Source organism: Thiopseudomonas acetoxidans (genome assembly GCF_030362935.1).
GTDB lineage: Bacteria > Pseudomonadota > Gammaproteobacteria > Pseudomonadales > Pseudomonadaceae > Thiopseudomonas > Thiopseudomonas acetoxidans.
Window position 1 is genome coordinate 1 of record NZ_JAUCDY010000020.1, and the last position, 20,694, is coordinate 20,694.

The 20,694-nt window shown below is 40.8% G+C and carries 17 protein-coding genes and 2 pseudogenes; 2 read left to right on the forward strand and 17 right to left on the reverse strand.

Features of this window, described 5'->3' with window-relative positions:
• Positions 1-422: 422 nt before the first annotated feature.
• Positions 423-707: pseudogene (locus QEZ41_RS11690) on the forward strand (IS30 family transposase); the annotation flags it as partial.
• A gap of 87 nt (positions 708-794) precedes the next feature.
• Here QEZ41_RS11690 and QEZ41_RS11695 read toward each other — a convergent pair.
• From QEZ41_RS11695 to QEZ41_RS11775, 17 genes and pseudogenes are all read right to left on the reverse strand, one after another.
• On the reverse strand, positions 795-1,592 hold the full coding sequence (locus tag QEZ41_RS11695) for a glycosyltransferase family 2 protein (protein ID WP_289411776.1): 798 nt from the start codon (positions 1,590-1,592) through the stop codon (positions 795-797).
• Positions 1,589-2,683, reverse strand: a complete 1,095-nt coding sequence (locus tag QEZ41_RS11700) for a polysaccharide pyruvyl transferase family protein (protein ID WP_289411777.1) — start codon at positions 2,681-2,683, stop codon at positions 1,589-1,591. The genes QEZ41_RS11695 and QEZ41_RS11700 overlap by 4 nt, the downstream gene beginning before the upstream one ends.
• Positions 2,673-4,055, reverse strand: coding sequence for a surface carbohydrate biosynthesis protein (locus QEZ41_RS11705; protein ID WP_289411778.1), 1,383 nt, complete (start codon positions 4,053-4,055; stop codon positions 2,673-2,675). Before QEZ41_RS11705 ends, QEZ41_RS11700 begins: the two co-directional genes overlap by 11 nt.
• A 40-nt stretch (positions 4,056-4,095) precedes the next feature.
• Positions 4,096-4,305, reverse strand: a pseudogene (locus tag QEZ41_RS11710) (N-acetylneuraminate synthase family protein); the annotation flags it as partial.
• 33 nt (positions 4,306-4,338) lie between these two features.
• Positions 4,339-5,397: a pseudaminic acid synthase gene (gene pseI, locus QEZ41_RS11715; RefSeq protein WP_289411779.1), complete on the reverse strand. Its 1,059-nt coding sequence runs from the start codon at positions 5,395-5,397 to the stop codon at positions 4,339-4,341.
• Between the two features lie 9 nt (positions 5,398-5,406).
• Positions 5,407-6,336 (reverse strand): ATP-grasp domain-containing protein, encoded by a 930-nt coding sequence (locus QEZ41_RS11720; RefSeq protein ID WP_289411780.1) that lies wholly within the window; start codon positions 6,334-6,336, stop codon positions 5,407-5,409.
• 6 nt (positions 6,337-6,342) lie between these two features.
• Complete coding sequence (locus QEZ41_RS11725) at positions 6,343-7,038, reverse strand: metallophosphoesterase family protein (protein ID WP_289411781.1); 696 nt, start codon at positions 7,036-7,038, stop codon at positions 6,343-6,345.
• Positions 7,035-7,718, reverse strand: a complete 684-nt coding sequence (locus QEZ41_RS11730; protein ID WP_289411782.1) for an SDR family NAD(P)-dependent oxidoreductase — start codon at positions 7,716-7,718, stop codon at positions 7,035-7,037. Before QEZ41_RS11730 ends, QEZ41_RS11725 begins: the two co-directional genes overlap by 4 nt.
• Positions 7,711-8,811, reverse strand: a complete 1,101-nt coding sequence (gene pseG, locus QEZ41_RS11735; RefSeq protein ID WP_289411783.1) for a UDP-2,4-diacetamido-2,4,6-trideoxy-beta-L-altropyranose hydrolase — start codon at positions 8,809-8,811, stop codon at positions 7,711-7,713. The genes QEZ41_RS11730 and pseG overlap by 8 nt, the downstream gene beginning before the upstream one ends.
• 4 nt (positions 8,812-8,815) lie before the next feature.
• Positions 8,816-10,843, reverse strand: coding sequence for an aminotransferase class III-fold pyridoxal phosphate-dependent enzyme (locus QEZ41_RS11740; RefSeq protein WP_289411784.1), 2,028 nt, complete (start codon positions 10,841-10,843; stop codon positions 8,816-8,818).
• Entirely contained in the window at positions 10,840-11,742 is a 903-nt protein-coding gene (locus tag QEZ41_RS11745; RefSeq protein ID WP_289411785.1) for an aldo/keto reductase, read from the reverse strand. Before QEZ41_RS11745 ends, QEZ41_RS11740 begins: the two co-directional genes overlap by 4 nt.
• 12 nt (positions 11,743-11,754) lie before the next feature.
• Positions 11,755-12,768, reverse strand: coding sequence for a hypothetical protein (locus tag QEZ41_RS11750; RefSeq protein ID WP_289411786.1), 1,014 nt, complete (start codon positions 12,766-12,768; stop codon positions 11,755-11,757).
• A gap of 35 nt (positions 12,769-12,803) precedes the next feature.
• Positions 12,804-13,424, reverse strand: a complete 621-nt coding sequence (locus QEZ41_RS11755; protein ID WP_289411787.1) for a methyltransferase domain-containing protein — start codon at positions 13,422-13,424, stop codon at positions 12,804-12,806.
• Between the two features lie 13 nt (positions 13,425-13,437).
• The gene (gene pseC, locus QEZ41_RS11760; protein ID WP_289411788.1) at positions 13,438-14,598 is read right to left on the reverse strand and encodes a UDP-4-amino-4,6-dideoxy-N-acetyl-beta-L-altrosamine transaminase; all 1,161 of its coding nucleotides are present in this window, start codon (positions 14,596-14,598) and stop codon (positions 13,438-13,440) included.
• Complete coding sequence (gene pseB, locus QEZ41_RS11765; RefSeq protein WP_289411789.1) at positions 14,599-15,597, reverse strand: UDP-N-acetylglucosamine 4,6-dehydratase (inverting); 999 nt, start codon at positions 15,595-15,597, stop codon at positions 14,599-14,601. It lies immediately after the preceding gene.
• Positions 15,598-15,659: 62 nt separating this feature from the next.
• On the reverse strand, positions 15,660-17,474 hold the full coding sequence (locus QEZ41_RS11770) for an ABC transporter ATP-binding protein (protein WP_289411790.1): 1,815 nt from the start codon (positions 17,472-17,474) through the stop codon (positions 15,660-15,662).
• A gap of 66 nt (positions 17,475-17,540) precedes the next feature.
• Positions 17,541-17,843 (reverse strand): MarR family EPS-associated transcriptional regulator, encoded by a 303-nt coding sequence (locus QEZ41_RS11775; RefSeq protein ID WP_289411791.1) that lies wholly within the window; start codon positions 17,841-17,843, stop codon positions 17,541-17,543.
• 695 nt (positions 17,844-18,538) lie between these two features.
• On the opposite strand from QEZ41_RS11775, the gene QEZ41_RS11780 reads away from it, so the two are divergent.
• Positions 18,539-20,554: a methyl-accepting chemotaxis protein gene (locus QEZ41_RS11780; protein ID WP_289411792.1), complete on the forward strand. Its 2,016-nt coding sequence runs from the start codon at positions 18,539-18,541 to the stop codon at positions 20,552-20,554.
• Positions 20,555-20,694 lie beyond the last annotated feature (140 nt).

The following is a 20,694-nucleotide window of genomic DNA, read 5'->3' on the forward strand; positions in this document are numbered from 1 at the left end:
TTTCATGCAGAATCTCCTTGCGTATAGCTTATGGAAAATTCTACTTATGAGCACTGCTATTTTTCGGGGGGATTACCGTGGTGTATGTGGGGAAAAGAAAGTGGCGTATCCTGTTGATTGTTTCGACCAAGAAATTATTAACAGTAGAGCGATACGCCATGACAAATACTAACCTGACCTGTGTTCTTTAACAACCAGATGAAACTAGCACAGATTTATTAACAGCCCTGCTGCGTAATGGTATGCTCGTTTCTGTGCCGGAAAAAACAACCAACGACCTGAGATTTGGCTCGATTTTGCCAGAAACGGCGAGGAAACTGTGTTTTTAAAGAACAAAAATTAGGCTAGGGCTGGGTTGTACGCACTGCTGCAGCGACTTGGCAGGGCTGGGCCATTTTTTTAGAGCTCATGAATAAGGCGGGTTAAACCGAATGGATTTACCACTGCGTAAGAGCATGACTTATGACCAAGTAAGGGCAATGACGCACCATGCTCAGATCACTCAAAGAACAGGCGTAGCCATTTACTTCTGTGACCCGCACAGCCATTGGCAGCGCGGCAGCAATGAAAATATCAACGGCTTGATTCGGCAGTATTTACCTAAAGGCACAGATTTATCGGCTCACTCTCAGACTGACCTAGATGCGATAGCCAATCAGCTCAATATAAGACCACGCAAACGCTTTGATTTTCGCTGTCCAATTTAAGTAATAACCGATGTAGTAATATCAGTTAATATTAATGAAGAGCAAAAACACTAGTTGTTACACTCAGAGTATGCAACCGCCAAGCATCTATATAAAATCAACTATTCTTATATAAATACGTAAAATAGAATACAAAATCAAGTATAAAGGATTTTTACTCATGAGCCACTTATATCTATAAAGCTTACATTTATTGAATAACTTTGTATTTAAAGTCATCTTATCTGACCACTTAAAATAAAAACATTCAATCCCCTTTAACATAGTAAGACTATTCGTAAGCCTTTCACCATCGTGCTGCCTGAGTATAGTTTGCATATCGCTTGCGTGAACAACCTTCATTGATAGTAAAGACATACTGATAAATAATGACTTATCCTCAGAAGTGATTAGTTTTACATCAAAGCCGCCAGCCTTCAAAAAACTACTTTTCTTCACGACAAGTGAGCTACCAACATACCCAGGGTTAAATTTCAATGCATCCTCAATTAATGGGAACTTTGCACTAGACTTGAACGATACAATCTCACCATCTTTTAACTGATCTACCCTAGCCACTAACAAATCAAAATTAGTCTCCTGAATATATGAAGATATTTTTTTAATATAGTCTACGCCCCATAAGTCATCATCGTCGAGGAAAGCGATATATTTACCAGATGATACAATAACCCCAATATTTCTGGCCTGAGAAACCCCAGCAAACGGCATAATATTTACAACTTTTATTAATGGACTACAATCCTGTATTGTTTTGTCTATCTCCTGAGTGCCATTATTAACGATAATAACTTCAAATGGCTGCACACTTTGCTCAACAACAGAAAGGACCGACGAAAGCAAATATTCACTTCTATTACATGTTGGTATTACAACAGATATCATAGCAGTCTTCCAATTGCTTCATTAACTATATCAATATCTTTTTTGACTTTTTTCTCAACATCAATAAATTCATAACGCGAAACCAGTAACTTGTCTAGCCTATCATAAAGAATAGATGCGTCTAGACTATCAAGATTGAGGACATACTCATTAGGAACTCCAACTTCTTTAGAAAACTCAGTGCATTTATAATGATAATCTAGGACAATAAGTGGAATATTTAAAATAGTTGCATAAATTTGACTATGTAGCCTCATCCCTACAAAGGCCGCCATGTCGCTCATCAGCTCAATAAATCTAAAAGGACTATCACTATAGCCATGAAAACAACACTTGAAACTAGTATCAAGCCTAGAAATACACTTAAAATATTTCTCATCTTCTTGGGAAAAAGCAAAAAAAACAAACTCTAACTCGAAATTATTAATCAACCCTTCAATTGCATTAAGTATTTTTTCAGATAAAATGTTGTTATCGAAATACTTTAGGGATATACCAACTCTTTTCTTAGCTTTTTTCTTATCGGTACATTTATCATAGTTCAATAAGTGCGGCATAAAAAAAGCAAAATCACTTGATCTAATAAAATTTGACTCCGCACATTTTTCTTCCAGGAATTTCTCACTCCAAGCGTCACGAACCACAATCAAATCTAACAGCGAAACAAACTCTTTAAACAATAACTCAGCAGTGCCTGTTGGGAAAGGGCCTATAGAAACACTCAAAGCTATCACTTTATTATCAGGATATAGTCTTTTATATTTTTTAAGAATATCCAGTTTCCAATGAATACTATTTTCGCTATGAAAAATACTACCGCCACCAAAAATTAAAATATCACTTATACTTATCGCTTTATGAAAAAAAAATTTTTTAAAAAAAAATGTCTTATCGCTTAACCAGAAAACAGGCCTCAACTCAACATCATTAACATATGAGATTGGTAGTGTTTTTAATGTGCATAGCAAATATATGTTTTTTACATTTAACTTTTTATTGAGCAACCAAGATATAACCTGGAGCATTGCATTGTCCCCAGTATTTTTATGAGCATGCCAACCGACCACAAAAGCACTACTGTTATTTTTCATTAAAAAACTCCTGCGGATATATATAAAAACTATTCGGTGCGACTCTTTTTGTTTTTATGCCCACTTTAATGCCCATGGCTTCCATTAAACCTTTAAGATCATGTTTAATTTTAGCCTTAGAAAGCGTTTCTCTTTTATTTATATCCATTATAACTCCTATACTCTTTGGTCTAAACCTTGAGCAGCGGTATAATTCATATAAGTCATACATAAAGGTATCTTTACCAATACCAACATTACCATTAGGATTTGGCTTTCCAGTATAAATTATAATTCTTTCAGCTATTTTTTCAGCTGGAACCATAGTCCCATAATTAGTTAACTTTTTATTTAAAAAAGCCTCCCTTTTTTCTTTTCTTTTTTCCTCTGACCAAACTAAAGCTAAGTCATTAACAGCAGCAACAAACTCATTAATCCCAAACGCATGTACAGATATTTTATTGGGTATGTTTTCTTTACCGTAACTCAGAATTGTTAAGTCATTAACTTCATCAGCATATGTAATAACTGGAATATTAGCACATGCGGCCTCAATTGCTGATGTGCAGTTATTCTGAATAATAAATTCAGATCCAAGTATCCAAGACAACAACTCTCCATCTTTTTCCACATGGGCTTTATTAATACCCTTAACGCTACGCTCCCAAGCATCTACACTTTCAGCAGGATGTGGCCGAATAATAACAGTTTTATGCAACTGCTCTGTCAATACTTTAATCAACTTCAAGTATTGGTTAAAAATCTTCTTTTCCGCCAAATACTGTGCATCACTCTCTTTGATATCAAAGCTTTCATATTGTGACAGATGCTCCAATGATTGTTTTTTATTTAAAAACTGATTGTATGTAGCTAAATTAGATACCAACAGCACATAATCACCAAATCTATTTTTTAAATGCTTGATATCCTTACTATAATATCGCATGCCAAAATCACCCCAAAAGCATGAACGAAGAGCGCCTAAATTATAAACAATTGAGCTTTTACTACTATTAAATTTACTACCTAAAAACTTATAATCATCTTCACCCCAAGTGAAAAACATATCTAGAGTATTAATCTGACTCAATGATGTCCTTCTAGTATAGAAGTCAGAAAAATCATCGAATATTATTCCTGCCTCTTCATCTTGAGCTACTATCAAAAAGCCTTTCTTTTGCAAGGCATCAAACAGTTCTTCATTACCTCCACCTCGAGAGCTTTTATAAAATAAAACTCCTGGCTCAGCCGCATTTAATGCTAATTTTAGTACTGGGCTTTTATGACCTATTATTACTGGCATTCCTCTCATTACAAGCTGCACAGCCAATAAAAGCTTACTAATATACTCTCGTCTCATTATCTCAATTGGAATAAAAACACTATTATTCAATTAAACACTCCTACAATTAATGCAATAAAGATAAAATGGCAAATTTGATCAATGGCAAACCAACAGCTTCAAAAGAGGCGATTTTATAAGCAGGTGCGTTCAAGTCTTCCAACAGATCAACGGCTGTATTATCAAAGGGTGAGCTAAAAATCGTGATGCCTAGGTTACGGGCGTGATCAAATAAAGGCTTATGCCAATCCCATGGCATGTGTGCTTCTTGGTAAAGGTCATATAATGTACGCTCATCCCATCATTGATATGAGGTGAAACTAGCATCATTGCTTTACTCTTCAAACAAACTCCAGTTAACTGGTGCTCCGTAGCTAGCATCGACTTTTAAACGCTTACCTACTAACTCTTCAAAATACTTCGGTGCCAAACCAAAGCCTGGCCTTACGCTTCTCACTGCATCTTCAGTAATCACATCACCCGCCTTCATGTCTTTCACAAAATACAAAGAGCGGCGGAACTGTGCGTTACCTTGTTCGCTAGATTTACGGCCGTAATTCACATTACCAAGCGTTTGCCAAGCCGTTTTGCTGTCTCGGCATAAGGCAGTTAACTCTGCCGGCTCTAATGAGAAGCTATCGTCTGGGCCACCGCCACTGCGGTCTAGGGTGAAGTGTTTTTCAATGATTGATGCGCCCAACGCCACGCTAGTAATAGCTGTCGTGTTATCGAGGGTGTGATCAGACAAGCCTGTAACGAGGCCAAATCGCTCAATCATGTCGGTAATGGTGCGCAAATTGTAATCTGCGGCCGGAGCCGGATAGCCGCTAACGCAATGCAAGATAGCGAGTTCTTTGCAACCGCCTTCTCGTGCAGCCTCAATCGCTTCTGCAATTTCTTCTGCATCCGCCATGCCGGTTGAAATAATCATCGGCTTGCCTGTACTGGCCACGTATTTAATTAATGGCAAATCTACTGCTTCAAAGGATGCGATTTTATAAGCAGGTGCATTCAAGTCTTCTAGCAGGTCGACAGCGGTATTGTCGAACGGTGAACTGAAAATTGTAATAGCGAGCTTGCGTGCGTGATCAAATAAGGCTTTATGCCAATCCCAGGGCATATGCGCTTCTTCGTAAAGGTCATATAGTGTACGCCCATCCCATAAACCACCTTTAATACGAAACTCTTCAGCATCACTGTTTAAAGTAATGGTATCTGCGGTATAAGTTTGTAACTTAACGGCATCTGCACCGGATTTTTTAGCTTCTTCAATAATCTTCAGCGCTGTTTCTAATTTGCCATTATGATTCGCGGATAGTTCAGCAATGATATAAGGCGGCTCGTCCTGTGCGATGCGGCGCCCTGCGATATGTATACTTGGAGTATTTGTCATTTTTAATTCTCACGCATATGAAATAAACTCTTGAACGCCGCGATAAAAGCGGGTTCCTGCAGTTGGTGGTGTGTAATCAGCTACAGGTAAACCAATTCGAAGTGATAAAAGCCAACTTAAATCACAAAACCCCATTTTATCTCTAAATACTAACGTACTTGATAGGCGTGGATTTATCTCAAAAAGTCTTGGTCCTTGGCTTGTAAGTCTTAATTGAACATTCATTACCCCATCAAGTTCTAGTGCCTCGGCAATTGCATCTACGTACTTTTCTATTTGCACGTTATTTATAACTTCACCTTTATTAGTAAAACCACCTTGAAGGGTCCGTTTAATTATTAAAATACGAGTGCCTGTTTCTTCAGATCTAAATACAGGGCATGTATACTCTTCATTATCAGGCTCTAAATAAGTTTGCCAAACTAAGCTTGTTAATGAGTCAATAGGTAACATTTTTTCTGAGAACACTTTAAGAAGCCCTTTACTTCCCTGACCTGATCTCGGTTTGACTATTATCGGGTATGCATTAGGCTTTTCATTAATTAAAAGACCATGCTCGGGAACAGGGATGCCACAAGATGATAGATAACTTAAACAATCGTGCTTATCTAAACATTTCTGTATGACTAAATCATTTGTCTTGATTATGGTGGCATTCGCTATTGTATCTATACCGTTAAAAGCAATCTTTGAAATTTCAGCTTCACTGGTAGGGATGAAAACCCTTATATTATGGCGCGAAACATATTCTGACAGCCACTCTAAATAGTTTTCCTCATCAGCTCTCGGGCTAGTCGCAATAAAGTCACAAATAAATTCTCCAGCATGATCTGACTGAATATCCATTCCATGAATTTCACCACTCCAGTGATTGCAGCGTAATATCCTAGCTACTCCAAATCCAATATCACCAGCAATACCACTGATTAATATATTCATTCGTTACTACCTCTTCATTATTTTCCAGAGATACTCTAACTCACTATCTTTTGACTTAGCTGCCTCTACTAATCGTGAAAAATTGAACGATAAACGCTTAAATCTTGTAACAAAATTTTCAGTATTGATGATTGCATAACTTGCAAGACCACCTATATCTCGAGGCTGTCCAACTGAACCAGGATTGATTAATACTTTATTCTCATGGGTGTGTATAAAAGGGTAGTGAGTGTGACCAAATATAGTGAACCTACAATTAGAGTAGTTCTGCTTTAAACGTTCGATAGAAGTATCAGGATATAAATATTCATCGGTTTCTGTGAGGCTGCCATGTGAAAGATAAAAGGTACAGTCATCGATTCTTAGCTCTATATTTTTTGGTAATTCAGAGAGCCATTTTATATCTTCTTTACTCAGAGTTTCTTGACAAATATCGTAGCCAGATCCATATTTTTTACGAAAAAAATCAGCTTTCTTAACAGATGATAAGGTTTCTAGGAGAATGTCCTCATGATTCCCTCTTATGCAAATAACTCTACCATCATTACGTAATCGCTCTATAACTTCTTTTGGCCAGTAATAATAACCAACTAAATCTCCAACAACTAAAATGTGGTCAACCTTCTCCTGCTCTAAATCTTCATATACAGCATCTAATGCAAAGATATTTGCGTGGATATCTGAGATCAAAGCAACCTTCATAGTATTTCTTTCTTGATAGCATCACAGATATTTTTCGCTATATCTGTCGGAGACTTCAACTCACTATTTCTTTTCAAATCCAGAAAAAGCTCCACATCAGGCATTTGAGCTTTAGAGCTAGAGCGAATAACTTTTTGCATATCTGTATCCATCACACCTGGATCAAAGTGGATAACTTTTACATGATCATTTTCTTTACTGAGAACATCTAAAGCCATTTTTATGGTTGCTTTACTTGTACAATATGCAAACCAACCTTGAATTGGTCTAATAGCTGCTCCAGTTGTGATATTGAAAATTAAAAGTTCAATTCCGAAGCGTTGTGTTTCACGTGTAAGTCGTTGAGCTATCTTAAACGGGCTTTTAAAGTTCACGTTCATTGCTTTATTTAGCTCTTCCATAGAAAGGTCGGAAGCTTTGCAAATTGGCTCGATGACACTAGCATTATTAATAAATATAACTTGCCTAGTTTGTTTTCCTAAGCTGATCCAGTCTAATTCTATATCGTTTTTTGATAAATCCATCTGAATGTGTTCTGTAGACGGATTTATTGTATTGTTTGGCAATTCCTTACGCGATATGAATATTTTTTTATCTTCTGCTTTAAAGTTTTTTTGCAACTCCTTGCTTAACGCTTTCCCTAAACCTCTATTAATTCCAGTAAGAATAAAATTATTCATTTTCACTCCAAATCTTATTAACTACTCTATTGCAACCTAGACCATCAATAATAATGGAAGAGTTTTTAATTAACCGAACTAAGAAATGTTCTGCTAATTTAAGTTTGGGCGATAACTTAATACTGCTTATACTCTCTTCTAAACTACACAGAATTGCTGCCCCAGATTGCTCAAGGCTTCGAATTACTTTTCTTTGATTATCTGCTAAGCAAATTACTATGCTAGGCAACCCTAAACAACAACGCTCCCAAGAGGTCGCACCTGCGGCACCGATAGCCAAATCGCTATTAGCCATCAGCTCCGCCATATTATTCACACCTACTTTCACTTCTGTTGGCCAAGGCATCAAAGCGGCTTGTTGTTGTACACGCTCAACCCAGGGCGCTGTTGCGCCCATTACCACAGTGATGCGGCAGTTGTCAGGCAAAGCTGTGTTGGCAAGGGCTTGCAGGATTTCCGTGGTGATATTGTCTTTATCCACACCACCCAAATTAATCAGTAAATGTTCGAGTTGTCCTTGAGCGCGGCGTTTAAGGCTGTAATCACGCCATTGGGCAAACTCAGGTCGTAATAAAGCATATTGTGCACCGCACAAGATTTCGCAATGTTCAGGCACAAGCAGCACATAATCTTCTTCGCTACGTCCAAATGTTTGATCCAATAAAAGATCGCAATCGTGCTGTCGATCAGCTAAATCGTCAATGACCATAATCTTTTGGCAATAGGGGCGCAGCTTTTTGTGCCAGCGCTCATCAATTGCGTAATGATCAACAATCAGCCAGTCTGGCTGTAACAACTTAAGAATTGGGATACACGATTCAAGGTCTTGCTCTTGCGTCGCCCTTAACCAATTGGCATGCGCAAGTTCTTCAGCTTTGCTGTACTGGCGTTGTTTGTGCTGCTCAATATACGGCAGGGAATTAACAATATGACCACGCTCTGTGATTAGCGCATTTAGATGGCCCGGATGCTCACGGCAAATAAAGTGGCATTCTGCACCTGCCTGCGTTAACGCATCGGCTAAGGTAAGGCAGCGCATCACATGACCGCTGCCCATTTCAATGGAAGCGTCTACGCGAAGAACAATCTTCATTGTGTCAATTCAACCGCTTAAAACCACCGTGGCATACCGGCCCTTTAAGTAGAGCCTCTACATCACGCCCTTCTTCGCATTCTTTGATTAATGCAAAAATCGGGTCAAGATTTTCAAAGTAAGCATCGACTACTTGTTGAGTGTGTTCTGTACATACATAGACTGCATTGCTAGCTAGATAGCCTTTGCTTAACATTTCTTGGGTAATGAGTGTTTTATAGAAAAGATTCTTTTCACTAGCAAAAGAGAAGCCAGTGAGTGCTGGCAAACCAAAATGGCTAATGGCTAACTCATGCTTATCTGCAAGTTTCTGCCAACCGTCCCGTATGGTTAAACCTGTTGCGGTTATGGTTTCCCAGGATTTTACTTTTTCCATCACTTCTAACGTTTTTAACCCTGCAGCAGAGCCAATTCTCTCAGTCCAGAAGGTGCTACTGATAAAGGTGGATTGAGCAGCCTCCATAACTTCTTTTTTACCAATAGTTGCCGTTACTGCATAACCATTACCTAACGCTTTACCAAACATGGCCATATCTGGTTCTACACCGTACTTTTTATGTAAGCCACCAAAGGTTTCACGAAAGCCAGAAGTACACTCATCAAAAATAAGTACAATTCCTTTATCCGTTGCTAATTTTCTTACCTTGTGTAGAAAGTTATCTTCAGGCCCCATATTACGGACTACTTCCATTTTAATTACACCTATGTCGTGCTTATTCACTAGGTTTTCTAGCTCTGCATAGTTGTTGTAATTAAAAGGAAATACTGTGCCTTTAAGATTGCTGGGTACTCCCTTAGGGCTTAGACCTGGTAACAAGTGGCCAGCAAGATTTTCATCATCACCTAGATTGGCCGATAAATACCAGTCATGCCAACCGTGATAACCGCAAACTGCTACCTTGTCTTTACCAGAAGCTGCGCGCGCTATGCGAATCGCTATCGCATTAGCTTCACCGCCAGACCTTGCAAAACGAACCATGTCTGCCCAAGGATGAAGTTCAATCAATTTTTCTGCCAAATACACTTCTTCTGGGGCATTTAACGTGGACATGTTGCCTGTATCAATCACTGAGCGTACTGCAGCATCGACTTCTTCGTTACCATAACCAAGGGTATTAGTACCAATACCCATAATGGACATATCGGTAAATTGGTTGCCGTCCATATCCCACACTTGACAGCCTTTGGCTTTACTAAAATAAGCTGGCCATAGATCAGGTAAAAACATTTCTGCACGCTTAGATAGCAGCATATTACCGCCAGGAATTACCTTTTTTGCACGCTTCCAAAGCTTTTGACCGCTACCCATGGTGGCTCCTTCATTACGCTTAATTGTTTGATTGCTTAAAAACAGTTCTGGTTTGTTTTTTTGTAACTCCAATACTTCTAGCCAGCTAAAATGAATGTCTGGCGCGAAGTGCTCAAAAATATGAGTAATAACTTGTAAGTCTTCAAGTTCATCAACCGTCCAGCGTAACGCTGATAAATCTTCGTTGTGCTGAATTGAGCTTTTGCTAAAAGAAAGCTGGTTTCGTATATAAGGAGTGACATGCTCGTGATCGTACTCACTATCACTTTCTTGAGCTGAACGCTGCAGGGCCTTTAGGGTGAAGACTTCGATGTCTAACCCATCTGGATAGGTGGCTGGCGAGACATTACTAAAATAATCAACTGGGTTAGCTTTAAAAGCAGATATCACTGTATCGACTAGCTCAGGGTCTACGAGTGGGCAGTCTCCCGTGATCCGAACAATCACATCTGCGTGATGAGCCTCAGCTGCTTGAAGGTAGCGACTTAATACATCCTTCTCACTGCCTTGTTCGCAAGCGTAGCCAAGTTGCTGAACTCGCTCTACAAGAGGCTCGTTTCGTGGGTCAATGGAAGTTGCAACAACGATTTGATCGACTTCTTTAGCTTTTGATAAACGCTTAAGCAGCAGCTCTATCATTGGCAAGCCAACAATAGATCTCATAACTTTATTAGGTAATCGTGTTGACCCCATACGAGCCTGAACGATGGCGACAACTTTCATAAATGACTCCAAAGAGAGGGGTTTAATAGTTTGATATCAGAACAGGCTAACTCTGCTGGGGGTTCTGTGCACCTACCTTTTGCAGCTTGTAATATCTCATTTAACTGAGCTGAGCTATCAACACCGACGACTACTTTTTCTACTTCTGGTATGGCTAAAGCATGACGTAGGCACGCTTGAAGAGGTGTTAACCCAGTGGTCTTCAGCCATTCGTCCCAGGTAGCCCACAAAGATGACCAGCGGTTAAATTTTTCTGGTCTTGCCGCACTGGACATAAGCAGTAATCCTTGCATAAATACCGAGCGAACGTGAATCTGTGTACCAGATAACGAAAGTTTTTTCAGCCAGCCCGACTCTTGTAAACGTCTATCAATAATATTTAATGGCGCTTGAATTAAATCGAAGTGAAACTTGTCAGCAAGGCCGCTTAGCTCGTCTGGTGAGTAAATGGATATACCAATACGCTTGACAATGCCTTCCTGCTTTTTTTGCTGTAAAGCCTGGTAAAGCTGTTTTCCAACATTACCTGTAAGCTGTTCAGGCCTGTGTAAAAGCAAACCGTTTAGGCTGCTAACATTAAGGCGCAAGAAAGAAGCTTCAAGTTCTTGCTCCACCCACCCTAATACATCTCGACAATTATCAGGCACTGACGGTAATTTTGTTATAATTTCAAAGCCATTAAGTGGCATTTTACCTAAGACTTTTTCGCTTTCACCATACGCAATAGCAGTATCAAGGGTATTAATTCCATTGGCAGAAGCCAAATCGAGGATAGAGTTTACTTCTGTTTCTGTAACTTGACCTTGTTGGTTGGCAATCCCGTAAGCTAGGCCGAATTGGACAGTGCCTAGGGCGAGTTTTTCTATGACACTCTCTGCAATGAACGAATTAATTTGCATAACTTAAAATACTTAATCTAACACTCTTAGTCTGAATACAGTATCTACTTTAGTGTAAGTCGAAAATCCTTTCTTAAAGTCTTCAATGGCTCTTTCTTTATCAGTAATAAAGTTTACCCATGGTGCATTAACACTTCCAAGCAAATAATCTTTCACACCAATTTTTTTTAATTGCTCTATAGCAATTAATTGAACACCATGCCCTATTGGAAATTCAAAAAACTCACGTTTATACGCCGCAACTGCATATGTAGCCATCGTTTTACTGTGCAGAAATAAAGCTGCGCCTATCGTTTCTATATCATTATCAATAAAGACTAAAAAACCTTCACCTGCATTTATTTGCTCTGCTTGTATTAACCAACTTTTCTCACTTCTCGTAATCCGACCACTAACAGATAGATGCAACTCCCTGAATTTTTGAATCATCTCACTTGTACATCGATCATGCACCGAATACTTCCATAACTTCAAGGCTTTAGATGCCAAAGGGCGATAACTTTTCCTAAAATGAGACCGTATCTCTGATTCGGGGGCTCTTATATCAACACCGTAACTGAAGACGCTAAACTCATCATAAGCATGATTTAAAACTAATTCATGCCAAAGACTAAGATTAGAGCTTTTAGCAATGCAATGGTACTCCAAAACACCAAGTTCTTTAAACAACTTATTTATAAATATAAATATTTTTTTATTTAATCTTTTCTGGTAAGATACAGGAACACCCTTCATATACAAGGGTTCAAATAAATACTCCCCATCAGTACTTACAACATAAACCCCTCGCCTCTGATATAAAAACATTGGAAGAAAAAAAATTGATTTACCATCCTTAGCATAGGTTATACTTAAGCTCTTTGAGCCAAGATAATACTCACAATAATAACTTTGCATTTTTATGGTGTAATTAATATCATAATCACCACCATGACTTTTTAAAATATCACACCATGTGTCATTACAAAAAAACTCAGCCTCGTCAAACTCTTCTTTAAAGTGCTTACTTACTATAAGATCCAACATAACACGCCTATAAACAACAAAATAAAAATTAAATATTACTTTAACTGATGCAAAGAAATATCTCTTACATCACATTTAAAAACCGTACTAAAACCAAGATCAAATAAGACATCATGGTGTTTATTATTCGCATATGCAATCAATGATTTATTCCTACGCAAGGTTTCCAAATTATTGCTAATAAATGTTTCCATAATAACTTGATCAAAGGGATTAAACATAAAAACTATAGATTTAATTTGTGGCAAGTCAAATCTAGCAGCATCACAACAAATAAAGCTAACGTTTTCAGCTCTACTTATATTCAAATTTTTATTTGCTATTTCTATTAACTGCTTGCTAAGCTCTACACCTATAATACTTGAAAACTTATTTAAATAGTGAGCATAAAAGCAAGCTTTTCCTTTACCCGCTCCAATATCAACAAAACATTTATATTCACCAAACTTACTCGCTTCATTTATTAATACTCGTAAATTTCTACAATATACTGCTTGATATGCATTAGCATGCTCAAAAGAGCCAGTCCTCCTAAAATCCAAATCTTCTTTATTAACAATTCCAGACAACTCTAACCCATGTTTTTTTTCAAAAACATAATCTTCAACCTTAAATAAAATTCTTTTTATCCATTCAATATTAAGATAACCAATCAAAACAACGTCACCTCTAACTAATAATTATTTTATTTAAACACTCGTCTACTAATTCTTGGCTATACTTTGTTAGGCTGGTGAACATTGGCAAGCTAATGGCTTCTTTGTAATAGCGCTCTGCTTCTGGGAAGTCACCTTTTTTAAAACCCATGTCTTGATAATACGGTTGCATATGCACAGGAATGTAGTGCAGATTGACGCCAATACCCGCGGCTCGTAACTCTTCAAACACTTGGCGGTGAGTCTTGTTAATTTTATCTAGTTGCAGACGAATTACATACAAATGCAAGCCAGAATAACTATCTGGGTGCTGCCAAGGTAAGGTTAACGGCAGGTCTGCAAGCAGCTGATTATAACGTTCAGCTAATCTATGACGCTGCGCAACAAACTCATCCAAACGCTGCATTTGGCTGATACCTAAGGCAGCTTGTAACTCTGTCATCCGGTAGTTAAAACCCAGTTCTACCTGCTGGTAATACCAAGGCCCATCCGGCTCATGGGTCATTAAACTTGTATCGCGGGTTACACCATGGCTGCGGTACAAATTCATTTTTTCAGCAAGCGCATCATCATTGGTCAGTGCTAAACCACCTTCAGCAGTAGTGATGATTTTTACTGGGTGAAAGCTGAATACAGTGATGTCGCTGTAACGGCAATTGCCTATAGGTTCGCCTTGGTACTTGCCACCTATGGCGTGGGAGGCATCTTCAATAATTTTAAAGCCATAGGTTTGGGCTAGTTGGTGAATGGCTTGCATATCACAAGGTTGACCACTGAAATGAACCGGTACAACTACTTTCGGTAGCTTTCCAGTTTTCTCTGCTGCAATCAGCTTTTTTTCTAGTTCTTTAGGGCAGAGGTTATAGGTAACAGGATCGATATCCACAAAGTCGACTTGCGCACCGCAATACAAGCCGCAGTTTGCAGAAGCTACAAAGGTAATGGGCGTTGTCCAAAGCCAGTCGCCTTCACCTAAACCTAAAGCTAAACAAGCGATATGCAGAGCTGAAGTTGCACTATTTACTGCGAGTGCATGTGTTGCGCCAACGTGTTCAGCGACCGTCTTTTCGAATAAAGGCACTTTAGGCCCTTGTGTTAAAAAATCAGACTGCAACACCTCAACAACAGCATCAATGTCTTGCTGGCTGATATCCTGACGACCATAAGGAATCATTTAAATGCTCCCGATTTTTTCACGGTTAGCTTCAATCCACGCTTGTAGGTCTTCGTCCTTCATCCACTCAGTATTATTATCACTGGCGTAGACAAAACCTTCCGGTACTTTTTTACCGTCTTTAATACGTTTTGCACAGGTTGCCCACTGATTAATTGTCGGCAGAATCTTAAAGTGCTCAGGGTATTCGTAGGTATAATAAGCATCTTCTGCGCTGATCATTTGCTCATGCAGCTTTTCACCGGGACGAATACCAATGATTTCTTGCTTCGCCTCAGGAGCAACAACCCGAGCTAAATCGGTCATTTTCATGGAAGGAATTTTCTTAACGTAAATTTCACCGCCCACCATGTCATCAAAAGCATGCCAAACAAGATCAACCGCATGCTCTAGAGAAATCATAAAACGTGTCATACGATCATCAGTGATAGGTAATACGCCACTGTCTTTAATGGACATGAAGAATGGAATCACCGAGCCTCGTGAACCCATGACGTTGCCATAACGTACAACTGAAAACTTAGTGCCATGCTCGCCTGAATATGAGTTACCCGCTACAAATAATTTATCTGAAGCAAGCTTAGTCGCACCATATAAGTTAATCGGGCTACTGGCTTTATCAGTAGACAGCGCCACAACACCTTTGACGCCTTTATCAATACAAGCATCAATTAGGTTCATAGCGCCATTAACATTGGTTTTTACGCATTCAAAAGGGTTGTACTCAGCAGTGGGTACTATTTTAGTGGCAGCAGCATGCACAACATAGTCAACACCGTCTAGAGCTCGATACAGGCGCTCTTTATCACGTACATCACCGATAAAAAAGCGCACTCGGTCATCGCAAACGAATTTTTTAGCCATGTCCCACTGTTTCATTTCATCACGAGATAAAATGATGATTTTTTTAGGGTTATATTTGGCTAGCGTCATGGGCACGAAGGTGTTACCAAAAGAGCCTGTGCCACCGGTGATGAGGATTGTGCTGTTACTTAACATTAAATTTACCTTTGTGAGTTTAGGCTTTCACTCATGCATTCGATTGTTTAGTAAGGAAAACACTACGCATGCTCTGCCATTTCTTTAAATTTTAAATTATTTTCTAGTAGCTGGTTGTAAGTACCTTGAGCCACCACCTTGCCTTTATCCATCATGTAAATAATGTCGCATTGTTGGACTGTTTTAAGGCGGTGGGCAATCATGATAATGGTTTTTTTGCCGCTGAGTTCGTGGATTGCGTCCATAATTATTTTTTCGGTAATGCCATCTAGGGCGCTGGTGGCTTCGTCAAATACTAAAATACTGGCTTGGTTGTAGAGGGCTCTTGCTATGCCGATGCGTTGACGTTGACCGCCTGAAAGCTGTACACCTCTTTCGCCTACTTTGGTATCTAGGCCTTTATCTAAGCTGGCGATAAGTTCGTCTAGGTGGGCAAGCTTTGCGGCTTGCTTTACTTGTTCAAGGTTGATTTCTTCTGGACTTAGGCCAAAGGCGATGTTTTCGGCAATGCTGCCTTCGCTAAGGTAAATGCTTTGCGGTACAAAACCAATGTGCTGTTGCCATTCGCGCAGGTTGCTGGCGTTTATTTCTTGTGCGTCTAAATAGAGCTTGCCTTTGTCTGGCTGTAACAAGCCGAGGATTAAATCTATGGTGGTGGATTTTCCTGAACCCGACTCCCCTACTAGGCCTATGGTGGCGTTGATAGGAATTTGCATCGTTATGTTATCTAGCGCTGGCTGGTGCTTGTTGGGATAGGTAAAGGTTATTTCGTTTAGCTTTAGGGTTTTGGCTTGGTTTATGTCTAAAGCATTGGCTGTGCTGGGTTTGCTACTTTTACTTGGTTTGCTGGTGGTGGTTTGGCTGGCAACTAAGTCAGGCTTAATGGATTCAAACGCAGCGATACCGCCTTTTATAGTAGTGATGCTGCCGTAAATTTGCTGTAGCGCTGGTAGCAATTTAAAACCTGCTAGGGCGTAAACAGCAAGTACAGGTAATACTTTACTGAGCTCACCATTTTCTAATTTAAGTAATACCAGTACTAGGCTAATCATGGCACCAAAGGCGAGTAGCTCCATAAAATAACGGGGTACTTGGCTAAAGGCGGCGGTTGTGCCCTGCGCTCTGGCTAAGATTTTATTTTCTTGATGAAACTGTTCGATAAAGTGTTTGTTTCTACCCATTATTAGGATGTCTTTAATGCCACCAAAGCCTTCGTTCATTAGGCGGAAACGTTGGGTGCTAGCGCTGGAGATATTCGCGCCGTTTACTATCAGGCGTTTTTTTATTAATTGGTATATCACCACATAACCCGCACCAAACATAAGTAAGCCGACTAGGGCAATAATTGGGTTATAGCTAATAACTGCTACTGAAATAATGACAGCTAGCACTAGACGTGTATTTAGCTGCATGGCGGGGACGATAATTGCGCCCGTTACCCTAGGTGCTTCTGTTGCAACCTGCTTGGTGAGCTGAGCGCTGGAGCCGGTGGAGTGAAAAAGCCAGTTTTGTTGTAGGTAGTGCTCGTAAAGGCGGTCGGCGATTTCTGTGCCCACTTGCATGCTGTAAAGTGATAAACGCCACGTGGTGAGGACAGATATAACAGAGGCTAGGCCAAGCATTAAAAGAGCGGCTAAGCCTGTTAAAAACAGGAAATTAGTTGGGTTGCTAATGCCACTGGTAAGATAAAGCTGTTTGTAAAGACTGTTGGTTTCTATCAGGTTAATATCTGCCACCAACGCCATAAAAGGACCGATAGAAGCAATACCGACCAGCTCCATTATTGCCATAAGCACGACAAGGATTTGTAACACGTAAAACTTGCGTCTTTGGGTGGGGGTTAAGAGCTGGAAGAGTTCTTTAAGGGTGTTGAACATGGAATGGGGTCTTTTGGGCTGGGTTAGCCGCTGTAATTTAAGTGTGTTGTTGGCTTTTAGCAGAGTTTACAACTTTTTTAACTGCTCAAGCTCTTTAGTTAGCGTTTCGTATTCCTGCTTTTTTCGCGCGATGAATTTTTCCGTCAAACGGATACGTTCTTGGATTCCGTCTGCGGTGAGGGCGTAGCGGTAGGCGAGTTTGTTGTCGCTGTTGGCAAAACGTTCGGCCTTGATGAAACCTTTTTCAGTTAGCGCCTTGAGGATGTAGTTGGTTTTGCCAAGGCTAAAGCCGAGCTGCTGTGCCAGCGAGCGTTGGTTGGGCTCTTCTGGGGCGTGTTGCAGGGTTTTAAGTAGTACTTCGTTGTTCATTGTTATTTTCTTGTTGGAGCTTTGTTTTTGTGGAGCCCGACTTGTCGGGGAAGCTTTTGCTTTTAAAGGCTGGCAGGTTCCGCGACTGGGATTTAGCTTTGTGTCGCTGTTTAGCTTTGTTCCCTGACAAGTCAGATCCCACATGGTTTAGTGCTTTGTTGATGGCTTGGTGTTGCTGGTTGTTTTGGCACGCTACCGCCCTACGCTGTTTTACGTATGTAGCTTAACTTATGGACTGTTCAAATTTTGAAAGGCTGAATATTACCTAAAGCTGTAGGGCTTTGCATTGTTTTTTGTTGGTTTGTTGGAGCATGGTTTTGTGCTTTATGCCTGCGGCTTGCTGGTGGTTTGAGCTCTGTGTTTTTCTGCTTGTTTGTGTGCTGCACAAAATTCAGTCATTTACAGGGCTGAGAATCTAATTGCTGTACTGTGTGTGGGAGTGCATCTTATGCGCGATAAGTCCAGCAGCCAGCCCACAAAACATGTTCCTGTAGGTTGCCCCTTTAGGGCGACATGTCAGCCTAAAGACCGACCTACATGGAGAATCCCAATCGCGCAAGAGTTGCGCTCCTACGGGTGCCTGTCAGAGAGTTTTGATGTGTATTAAGGTACTATCACTCGGTCAGTCGAATCCTGTGGTTTTGGCAGCGGTTAGCGTATGATTTGGTTAGCCAATTTTATGCAAGGAGTTTAGGGTGTTTTCTTCATTTACCTTTCAGCAACGACTGCTTGCTACCATTATTTTATCGGGTAGCGTTTTTCTTTTGTTTGGCTTGTTATATACCTTGGATCATCGTGCTCAACTGGCTGAAAGCACTATGCTTAAGCACAGTGAAGCGATGCAGGTGGTGTTAAATGAGCGGATTAAATCCAAGGAAGAGTTCGGTTTAGGCTTGGCGGTGATGCTGGCTAATAATCCGTTAGTTCCAGAATACCTTGCGGGCAACTCTCGCGATAAAGCGCTAACTCTGCTTAGTGGAATTATCAAAAATTACGCTGAAACCACTAATTACCGCGGTTTAAAAATACAAATTCATACGGCTGAGGGTCGCTCTTGGCTACGTAGTTGGGATCCTGCTAACCACGGTGATGATTTGCTGTTTCGTCCCAGTATTCAAAAAATCATACAGGAGCAAAAACCTTTTGCCAGTTCGACGGAAACTGGACTGGTTGGTTTTGCAATACGTGGCGTTGCACCAATTTTTATGAACGGTGAATACCTCGGTAGCTTAGAGGTGCTGCAGGGTGTGGGCAGTGTCAGCCGTGATTTTGAGGCCGATGGTCAGGCCTATATTATGCTGCTGAATAAGAATGTGTTGCGTGATTCTCCTAGCCTTGCGCAAAATAAGTCGGTGGCTAACTATGTGTTGCCTAACGATGCTTGGTTTAATGAGCGGGCGTTAGATTTTGCTAAGTCGTTGAACTTAGATGCGCTAGATTTGCGTGCTGGTCAGCTAAATACTGAGTTAAATGATCAATGGTTTGCTACGCAATCGCCTGTGATTGATTTGAATGGCGAGTTAATTGGTGTGCATATTATTGGTGAGCCGGCGCAGGTGATTGCCGAGCAGGTTAAGTCCGCATCCGCCGCGGCGTGGATGTTTATGCTGATGCTGGGGTTGCTGATTTTAGGTATGGGCGTGATGGTGGCTTGGCAGGTGCAGCGTGGAATTGTTGGGCCAATTACGCGTTTTCAGCAGCAGTTAGGTGTGATTGCTGATTCTTTGGATTTAACTAAGCGCATTACCACGCAAGATCGCGGTAGTTTAGGTGCCTTGGCAGCGCAGACCAATAATTTGTTGGTCCAGCTGGAGACTGCTGTTAAAGGTGTGCATAGCGGCTCTGACCAAATCAGTGCCACGGCGAAAGATCTTGCCATGACCGCTGGATTGGTCAGCCGCTCAAATAGCACGCAGCTTAGAGTGACTCAGTCGATGGCGGCAGCGGTTGAGCAAATGTCTTCTTCGGTGGCTGAAATCACCTCGACCATGGAGGAGTTGTCGGCGTCGTCTACGCAGATTGCGGATTATTCCCATGTAGTGGTGGATGTGGCGAATCAGACCCTTGATAGCAGTAAAAAAGGGGCGGATACCATGCAAAACCTGCAGGAACGTATGGCGGATATTCATCAGGATAGCGCTGTGAGTCTGCAGGAGATTTTGCAGTTGGGGCATCAGTCCAAGGCTATTAGTAAGGTTATGGATTTGATTAATGACCTAGCTGACCAGACCAAGCTGATTGCTTTTAATGCGGCGCTGGAGGCTTCTAGTGCGGGTGAGTCGGGTAAGCGTTTCTCGGTAGTGGCAAGTGAAATTCGCCGATTGGCGGATAGCGTGACGGATTCTACTTTTGAGATTGAGGGGCGTATTCAAGAGGTGCAAGACTCGATTAATCGCTTGGTGATTACTTCGGAGAAAGGTTCTACTTCGATCCAGCAGGGTATGCAGCTGAGCTCAGAAACCGCGCATGAGTTGAGTATGCTGGTTGATGCAGCGAGTAAAACCAGTAATGCCGCGAAGCAGATTTCATTGTCTACACAGCAACAAAAAACCGCGAGTAATCAGGTGGTGATTGCCTTGCATGATATCGCCAACGCCAGCAGTCACAACGCCCAATCAGTGCGCGACATTACCAATATCAGTGAAGACATGCTGAAAATGTCACAACACCTACACGAGCTGGTGAATGAGTTTCGGGTGGGGGAAGCGTAAAGCTCTTGTGGGTACCTCAAGTCCGCTTCGCCCACCTTGTGGGAGCGCAACTCTTGCGCGATTTGGAATGCCCCCCTAAAGTTGGACTGCTTCAACTCTAGGAGATGAAGCTATGTCTAAACCGAAACATGACAGCCGCT